Annotated in this window: 4 protein-coding genes; 2 read left to right on the top strand and 2 right to left on the bottom strand. The window is 68.5% G+C overall.

The window, feature by feature from the left end; all coding sequences use genetic code 11:
* The first annotated feature begins 217 nt into the window (after positions 1-217).
* Positions 218-754, top strand: a complete 537-nt coding sequence (locus R1H25_RS20285) for an adenine phosphoribosyltransferase (RefSeq protein ID WP_317224468.1) — start codon at positions 218-220, stop codon at positions 752-754.
* A 174-nt stretch (positions 755-928) separates the two neighbouring features.
* On the opposite strand, the gene dbpA is transcribed toward R1H25_RS20285, so the two are convergent.
* Together dbpA and R1H25_RS20275 are read right to left on the bottom strand one after the other, a co-directional pair.
* Positions 929-2,305: an ATP-dependent RNA helicase DbpA gene (gene dbpA / locus R1H25_RS20280; RefSeq protein WP_154348897.1), complete on the bottom strand. Its 1,377-nt coding sequence runs from the start codon at positions 2,303-2,305 to the stop codon at positions 929-931.
* A gap of 85 nt (positions 2,306-2,390) precedes the next feature.
* Complete coding sequence (locus tag R1H25_RS20275; RefSeq protein ID WP_317224467.1) at positions 2,391-3,470, bottom strand: YeiH family protein; 1,080 nt, start codon at positions 3,468-3,470, stop codon at positions 2,391-2,393.
* 103 nt (positions 3,471-3,573) lie between these two features.
* On the opposite strand from R1H25_RS20275, the gene R1H25_RS20270 reads away from it, so the two are divergent.
* Complete coding sequence (locus R1H25_RS20270) at positions 3,574-4,449, top strand: LysR family transcriptional regulator (RefSeq protein WP_317224466.1); 876 nt, start codon at positions 3,574-3,576, stop codon at positions 4,447-4,449.
* Positions 4,450-4,642 lie beyond the last annotated feature (193 nt).

Raw genomic sequence — 4,642 nt, 5'->3', positions numbered from 1 at the left:
TGAGCCGCATGGATGCGGCGACCGAGCTTACATGGACGTACTTGCAGCGCCCCCCGCAACCGGACCCACCCCGCCATCCCTCGGAATGCGGCTTTTGCTTTCGCTTTTGCTTGCGCGGTGGCCTCTGCAGGTGCCGGGCGCAGCCCGACCGACCCCTCAACAGGCAGGCGGCGCCCGGAACAGGTACCCTATGCCGCCATCAGACAGCCAATGTGACATGACCGACGCCATCGTCGCTCCGCAGTGGGCCTCCCGCCTGCGCGACATCGCCGACTTCCCCAAGCCCGGCATCCTCTTCAAGGACATCATGCCGCTGCTCGCCCACAGCGAGGACTTCCGCGGTGCCATCACCGCGATGGCCGACCGCTGGCGCGACCAGAAGCTGGACGCGGTGATCGGTATCGAATCGCGTGGCTTCATCCTCGGCGCCGCGATGGCGCTGGAGCTGGGCGTCGGCTTCGTGCCGGTGCGCAAGCCGGGCAAGCTGCCGGGCCAGGTGCTGCGCGAGGAATACACGCTGGAATACCGCAGCGACTGCATCGAAGTGCACGCCGATGCGCTGCCGGCCGGTGCCCGCGTGGCAATCATCGACGACGTGCTGGCCACTGGCGGCACGCTGGTCGCTGCGCTGTCGCTGGTGCGCCGCCTGGGTGTTGAAGTGGTCGGCGCCGGCGTGCTGGTCGAACTGGACGGCCTCGGTGGTCGCACCCGCTGGGAATCGGATCTGCCGCTGCACACCGAACTGGTGTTCTGATCGAAGGGCAGGTGCCAACCAGGGTTGGCATCTACCAGAGCGAATGGCCGGGAGCCGGTAGTTGCCAACCTTGGTTGGCAGCACTTTTCGCGACGGGTGCCATGGACGGGCCAACCAAGGTTGGCCGCTACCAGGCCAGATCGTTGCCAACCGGGGTTGGCAACGCTGCTTCAATCACATCATCCGCACTCGGAAACGGCGGCCCTTGATCTTGCCGGCTTCCAGCTTGGCCACGGCCTTGCTGGCCTGCTCGCGCGCGATCGCCACATAGGAGCGGGTCGGGAAGATCGCGATCTTGCCGATGAACTTGCTCGACAGGCCGGCATCACCGGTCAGCGCACCGAGGATATCGCCCGGGCGCAGCTTGTCGGTCTTGCCGCCGTCGATCCGCAGGGTGCGCATCGCGGCCTGCGGCAATTCGGCCGGGCGCGCGGTTGCCAGCGGCGTCTTCTGCCAGTCCAGCGGCTGCCCCATCTGCGCTTCGATGGCTTCGGCACGGGTCTTCTCGCGACCGGCCACCAGGCTGATCGCCAGGCCGCTGGCACCGGCCCGGCCGGTGCGGCCCACGCGGTGCTGGTAGCTCTCCACGTCGGTCGGCAGCTCGTAGTTGATCACCGCCGCCAGCTCTTCCACGTCCAGGCCGCGTGCGGCCACGTCGCTGGCCACCAGCACGTTGCAGCTGCGGTTGGCCAGCAGCAACAGCACTTCCTCGCGGTCGCGCTGTTCCATGTCGCCATGCAGAGCCAGTGCGGAGAAGCCGAACTGCTGCAGCGAGTTGGCAACTTCGTCCACGTCCTTGCGGGTGTTGCAGAACACCACCGCCGATTCCGGGGTGTACTTCAGCAGCAGGCCGGCCAGCGCCTTCTGGCGGTGCGCCGGTTCCACCTCGCAGAACAGGTGGCGGATCGCCGGTGCCTGGTCGGCGCCTTCCACCGTTACTTCCACCGCGTCGCGTAGCAGGTCACGCGCCATGGCGCGGATGCTGTCGGGGAAGGTGGCCGAGAACAGCAGGCTCTGGCGGTCCTTGTGGGTGCGGCCGGCGATCTCGCGGATCGGCTCTTCGAAGCCCATGTCGAGCATGCGGTCGGCCTCGTCCAGCACCAGCGTGCGCACCGCACCCAGATTCAGCGCGCGCTTGCGTGCCAGCTCCTGCACACGGCCGGGTGTGCCGACCACCACGTGCGGGTCATGGCCCTCCAGCGACGCCAACTGCGGGCCCAGCGGCACTCCGCCAACCAGCAGCAACAGTTTCAGGTTGGGGATGCCGGTGGCCAGCTTGCGGATCTGCTTGCCGACCTGGTCGGCCAGTTCGCGGGTCGGGCACAGCACCAGCGCCTGCACGCGGATCAGGCTGGGGTCGATGGCCTGCAGCAGGCCCAGGCCGAAGGCGGCGGTCTTGCCACTGCCGGTCGGCGCCTGTGCGATCACGTCGCGGCCATCCAGGATGGCCGGCAGGCTCTGCGCCTGCACGGGGGTGAGGGTGGTGTAGCCGAGGGCATCCAGGCCGGGCTGCAGGGCCGGGCTCAGCGGCAGGGTCGAGAAGTCAGTCATGGCGCATTGTACCCGTCCGCGCGGCTGCTCCCTGCTCTGGGGTCTTCATCCATGTGGGTGCCGACCCTGGTCGGCATGCTCTTGATCAGCCCAGCACCGCCAGCACACCCTGGTGGATCGCCAGGCCACCGAACAACAGCCAGGCGAACAGGATCAGTGCCAGCAGCAGCGGCTTCAGGCCCGCCTGGCGCAGCGCCGAGACGTGGGTGGTCAGTCCCAGCGCGGCCATCGCCATCGCCAGCAGCACGGTATCCAGCTGCACCAGCCCGGCCTGCAGGCCAGCCGGCAGCAGGTGCAACGAGTTGAAACCGGCCACCGCCACGAAACCGAACGCGAACCACGGCACCACGATGCGCGCCTTGCTGCCGTCGGCGCTGGCCTTTCCGCCACGGGACAGCCACAGCGACAGCGCGACCAGGAACGGCGCCAGCAGCATCACCCGCACCATCTTGGTGATCACCGCGGTATCAGCCGCTGCCTCGTTCACGGCGCGGCCCGCCGCAACCACCTGTGCCACTTCATGCACCGTCGCACCGGTGAAAAGACCGTACTGCCGCGCGTCCATCGCCAGCCAGCCGTGCGACTGCACCAAGGCATACAGCGCCGGGTACAGGAACATCGCCAGCGTGCCGAACACCACCACCGTCGAGACCGCGACGGTGACCTGCGCAGCACGGCCGCGCACCACCGGCTCGGCGGCCATCACCGCCGCCGCGCCGCAGATCGCGCTGCCGGCACCGATCAGCATGGCCGCCTCGCGCTCCATCTTGAACACGCGCACGCCCAGCCAGCAGGCCAGCCCGAAAGTGCTGGCGACCACCAGCACGTCCATCAGCACGCCAGTGACGCCGACATGGCCGATGTCCTGGAAGGTCAGGCGCAGACCGTACAGCACGATGCCGGCGCGCAGCAGCCAGTGCTTGGAGAAGCCGACGCCGGCCGCGCTGCCCGGTGCCAAGCGCGGGTAGAACGTGTTGCCGACCACGATGCCGGCGACGATGGCCACGGTCAGTGCGCTCAAGCCATGCGCCTGCAGCCAGGGAAGCTCGGCCAGGTACAGCGATGCCGCCGCGATCAGGCCCACCAGCAGAAGGCCGGGCAGACGCGGTTGCCAGCGTTGGCGCAGGGCAGGCAGGGTCCAGGAGGAGAGAGCGGGGGCGTTCATGGCAAGGGCAGGGCTGGAAGGATGGGGGCAAGCGTGCGCCTGCCTGACCGACCTGTAAAACGAATAATATGGGTGAAACCTACCTATTTAGAAGGTAATAAGCATGCGACTGACGCTGCGACAGCTTCAGGTATTCGTCGCCATTGCCGACCACGGCAGCACCACCGCCGCCGGACAGGCCATTGCGCTCTCGCAGTCGGCCAGCAGCGCCGCGCTGCACGAACTGGAGGCGCACTTCGGCACCCCGCTGTTCGACCGCATCGGCCGCCGCCTGGCGCTCAACGGGCACGGCCGCGCACTGCTGGAGCCGGCGCGCACCCTGCTGGTCAACGCCGCCGATCTGGAGCGGCAGCTGGCCGCCGGCGGCGACCCGTCGCAGGGCGCGCCGCTGCGGCTGGTGCTGGCCGCCAGTACCACCGTCGGCAATTACCTGCTGCCGCCACGCATCGCCGAACTGCTGCGCCAGGCACCACAGGCCGAGGTCGACCTGCGCATCGACAATAGTGCCGGCGTGGTCGCCGCCGTGCAGCGCCTGGACGTCGACGCCGGCCTGATCGAAGGCCCGTGCCACGAGCGTGGCCTGCAGGTCACCGCTTGGCAGCAGGATCCGCTGGTGATCGTGGCTGCCGCCGACACCCCCGCGCGCTGGACGCTGGAAGAACTGCGCCGCGCGCGCTGGCTGCTGCGCGAACCGGGCTCCGGCACCCGCGAAGCCGTGGAACAGGCGCTGCTGCCGCACCTGCGTGGCTTCGCCCAGACCCTGCAGCTGGGCAATACCGAAGCAATCAAGCAGGCCGCCATCGCCGGCCTCGGCCTGGCCTGCCTCTCGCGCCACGCGCTGGAGGAGCCCTTGGCCCTGGGCCGCTTGCGCGTGCTCGAGACCCCGCTGCCCGCCCTGCAACGCACCCTGTGGCTGGTACGCCACCCGGGCAAGCAATGGCTGCCGGGGTTGCAGGTGTTGTTGGGGGAAGTGGGGTAGGCATCAGATTTCCAGTCGATTCCATCCATCGACCCTTCTTGTAGCGCTCATCCACGCATGGCGTGGATCTACCGTGCCGACCAAGGTCGACACCCACCAGAGCAGAATGTAGTTCCGACAGATTGCGAGAAACTGTGAGAGGTGGGGCGGTGTGGGGCTGCAGGACCGTTGGCGCCATGGATGGCGCCATCGA

It is taken from the genome of Stenotrophomonas veracruzanensis (genome assembly GCF_032911525.1).
GTDB lineage: Bacteria > Pseudomonadota > Gammaproteobacteria > Xanthomonadales > Xanthomonadaceae > Stenotrophomonas > Stenotrophomonas africana.
Note: the sequence above shows the minus strand (reverse complement) of the source record. Positions and strands in the feature narration are given on the sequence as shown.

Coding starts and splice junctions, on each gene's coding strand:
- R1H25_RS20285 (WP_317224468.1), top strand. CDS start 218: ATGACCGACGCCATCGTCGCTCCGCAGTGGGCCTCCCGCCTGCGCGAC.
- dbpA (WP_154348897.1), bottom strand. CDS start 2,305: ATGACTGACTTCTCGACCCTGCCGCTGAGCCCGGCCCTGCAGCCCGGC.
- R1H25_RS20275 (WP_317224467.1), bottom strand. CDS start 3,470: ATGAACGCCCCCGCTCTCTCCTCCTGGACCCTGCCTGCCCTGCGCCAA.
- R1H25_RS20270 (WP_317224466.1), top strand. CDS start 3,574: ATGCGACTGACGCTGCGACAGCTTCAGGTATTCGTCGCCATTGCCGAC.